The organism is Bacteroides sp. 1001302B_160321_D4 (genome assembly GCF_015667765.1).
Taxonomy (GTDB): Bacteria; Bacteroidota; Bacteroidia; order Bacteroidales; family Bacteroidaceae; genus Bacteroides; species Bacteroides xylanisolvens.
The window spans coordinates 1-3,321 of sequence record NZ_JADPLO010000137.1 but is presented as its reverse complement, the minus strand read 5'-3'; the positions used below and the strand labels follow the sequence as shown (position 1 = coordinate 3,321).

General features: G+C 38.3%; 3 protein-coding genes. All 3 read right to left on the bottom strand.

Features of this window, described 5'->3' with window-relative positions; genetic code table 11:
• Positions 1 to 26: 26 nt before the first annotated feature.
• The 3 genes from KFO40_RS25410 to KFO40_RS25400 all read right to left on the bottom strand — a co-directional run bounded on the left by KFO40_RS25410 (position 27) and on the right by KFO40_RS25400 (position 1,617).
• Positions 27 to 281 (bottom strand): hypothetical protein, encoded by a 255-nt coding sequence (locus tag KFO40_RS25410; protein ID WP_138335695.1) that lies wholly within the window; start codon positions 279 to 281, stop codon positions 27 to 29.
• A complete protein-coding gene (locus KFO40_RS25405) occupies positions 265 to 591 on the bottom strand; it encodes a hypothetical protein (protein WP_227034624.1) in 327 nt (108 codons plus the stop codon). The genes KFO40_RS25410 and KFO40_RS25405 overlap by 17 nt, the downstream gene beginning before the upstream one ends.
• Before the next feature lie 333 nt (positions 592 to 924).
• Positions 925 to 1,617, bottom strand: coding sequence for a J domain-containing protein (locus KFO40_RS25400; RefSeq protein WP_008768591.1), 693 nt, complete (start codon positions 1,615 to 1,617; stop codon positions 925 to 927).
• Positions 1,618 to 3,321 lie beyond the last annotated feature (1,704 nt).

Here is a 3,321-nt window from a genome sequence, read left to right as displayed (position 1 = left end):
TCCCACGATTACTTTGAATATCTTTTTCATTTGATACGTTTTTTACCGCTGTACATTTCCAGTGCACGCTCTACAAGTAAGTTCTGATTCCTGTCATCCAAATTGGCAAAAAATTCTTCTACCGCTCCATAATGACCATTTTGACTATTATATTCACGATACTTATTCCATAAATGCCTCCATCCACATTCGGCTTTTTCAAAAGCAACAGCACATTCGTGCTCATCCCAGCAATTCCACATATAGTAGAAGAAACTGGCTATATCATTCTTTCTTGCCATTATCTTTCACATCAATCATTATAAACTTGAAATATTTCCAACTCTCCAATACAATACTATATTGCTTCTCATTCTCTAGTTGGTACATGGTACCATCTTTCAATGTTAGGAAGTAAGTGTTTCCATCTATTCTCACAGTCTTCTCCACGCGCTGTATGTTTCCTGTAAATACCCTTATAGTTTTGGCATTTATCGTAATACAGGAAAACAACAGACATATAACTACCAAGATTCTATAGAATTTACTACCAATTGCAGTAGCTACTTTGATATACTTTTTCCGCTTATATACCACAACATACTTCTTCATAGATTTACGCTTTAAATAAATCATACACAGTTTTCCGCTTCACGGTAACATTTTGAGATTTAGGCAAATAAAATGTCATACTTGCACAAGAGGTAGAAATGATTTTCACGCTCGTTCTTTGGATTCTTGCTCGTTTCATGCTTTATTTTTTAAAGGTTTACAATCAGACACAAAAATAGCACGCACTCAAAAGTACATGCCACAATTAAAGTGGGTAACAAAGACTCGCACTTCTTGCACGCTACGCTTCCACGTTCGTTTTACCCATAGAAATAGCACGCCTGTATTCACCTCCAGACGTGCTATGTATGTTATGACTTACCAGTTCTTTATTTATGCAGCCATTCGCGCATCATATTCCGCACGCTTTTGAGCGTTTCCCAGCACTTCCCATGCTGCATTTACCTCTTGCATCTTTTCATTGGAACCACCGGCATCAGGATGAGCAGATTTAGCAGCTTGTTTGTATGCAGCTTTAATTTCCGCTTCCGTAGCATCATGCTTCACACCCAAGATTTCATAATAGTCAGCGGCTTTTGCGGCTACTTCTTCAAAGTTCAAACGGAATTTCAGAGCATCGAAAGATGCTTTTGTAGCAGCATGAATTTTCTTCTTAAAATCACGCGCTGCACAATCCAGGTCTTTCTTTGTAGGCACCAAACCAATACGGCTCCATACACTTCCCTCAACATCCCACTTCTTTGACACTTTGCAATCACTTGTACGCACTATGATTTCAGCCGGTGTACCGCTACGCAATTTGGATGCAATACCACCATTATCTTCACGCAGCCCAGCTTCCACCGCTTTCACAGTCCAGAACGTAGCTACCACATTCTTCCACACGCGGAAAATCTCGTCCTGTGTCTTATCCTTTGGCGTGTATTCATCACCGGCAAAATTCAGTCCTGAATAATGCGTTTCTCCGTCACGATTTACACTCTTATACACCAAAGTTACGCCTACCAACTCATTTGCGTTTAAGTTCTCAAATTGTACACTGTTATACCTACTAATTGTTCCCATGATTACTGTTTTTTAGGAATTTTCTGCAATAGCGCATTGTAGGCAATCGGGGAATCGAACCCCGACCTACCAAAATAGGAACGCACCACCGAAAACGTTTACACGCTTTCGATTGCGTTAAAGCCCAATCAGAGCATACTGGACATTCACCTATCCAGCACACTCTATGTACAACTTTTTGCCCGTCACTAACAGCGCAACGGAGCCGTGCGCCCTGTGTATGAGTGCTCACCAACTGCAACCAAACCGATTGAATTGCAGCTTTTTACATACGCTTTCGCCTATGTGGTAGGTAATTTCCATCGTTACCGTTAAAGCACACTTTTGGCATACACTTCTTCACTGTTAGGGCTGCGTTGCGTTGGTGATTACGGTGGTGCAACTTGGGCACACTTTCGACAGAGTCAGTTTTACGTTTTCACGCACTTTTGGCTCACCTTTTCTCAGTTCGCATTAGGGGCAGATTTTCACACCTTTGCGCAGACATCCGTTTTTCGGTATGCAAGTGTGACAGGCACACTTATGGCACTAAGCCCACGCTTTTCCCTTTTGCTGCATGGAGCTACGCACCTATGGCACGCTTTTGTAGCAGACTTATGTATATAGCTCCCCCATAGTGCCAGCGACGGTTTGCATGACAATCTTTAATAACTGACCATTACAGTTATGGGTATTCTTTCCCCGTTCACAAAACATCCCGTTTTATGTCTGGGCGTGCGCTTTTGCTTTCGCTTTCGCACTCCTTTTGCTTTTATGTACTACTTTCTTTTGTCCGTTTCTTACTTCTTGTTTTTACGGTTATTAATTACGTTTATTATCTCGTATCTGTTTGCGGTTTTCGCTTTTTGTAGGTTTACAGATAAAAACCAAAACGGAAAGTAAACACTTTATCAAGTAGCCGTTATCTTAACTTGACGATACAAAGATATAACGCTTATTTGATATACACAAATAAAACTGCAAAAACTTTCATTTTAAGACTAAAATAATTTATAAACAATTGATTTTCAGTAATATATAAATACGAAACAAAGAACGCCATCTATAAGCAATTGATAATCAATGAAATAAGCATTCCCAACACACGCGCGTGTATGCGTGATTACTTATTAGGGCAAATCGTGACACATGTACACACATGTGCACACATATACGCGCGCGAGATGTTGTTACCTGGATGCAAAAAGGAACGGGAACAAATCACATACACAAAAGGATAAATTTGTAATTATTTCAAAAGAGTATCAAAAACAAAAGAATAGGCAAAACAAAGAGCAAAAGCACATTTGTTTCACTTTTGTATATTAGTGAAACAATATAATTAACTGATTTACAGCAATATGGCAATAAAAAATATAAAAAAAAGAAGGCAGAGCCGGTCAATTATGGAGCGAATACCGTATATATAATCCGACCTGATTTTTCAATCTCGTTTTTTCAAAAGTCGATCATAGTACAAAAAGCCAATTCTCTTCCAGACCACGTTATTCAATACAATAAAATTATCTCCAATTTCTAACATTAATTTTATAATATATCGAATCTGGAAGTAGAGATTCTGTAATTATCCCAGCATCAATTTATTAACTTTATTTTTATAATACAGAGAAATAATTATTTCCCAATATATTCAAATTGACAATGATATAAAAATTCAATATATAAGTTTTCTGATTTTTTCCAGCCACCTATTTTTTCAGTCTC

Coding starts and splice junctions, on each gene's coding strand:
- KFO40_RS25410 (WP_138335695.1), bottom strand. CDS start 281: ATGGCAAGAAAGAATGATATAGCCAGTTTCTTCTACTATATGTGGAAT.
- KFO40_RS25405 (WP_227034624.1), bottom strand. CDS start 591: ATGAAGAAGTATGTTGTGGTATATAAGCGGAAAAAGTATATCAAAGTA.
- KFO40_RS25400 (WP_008768591.1), bottom strand. CDS start 1,617: ATGGGAACAATTAGTAGGTATAACAGTGTACAATTTGAGAACTTAAAC.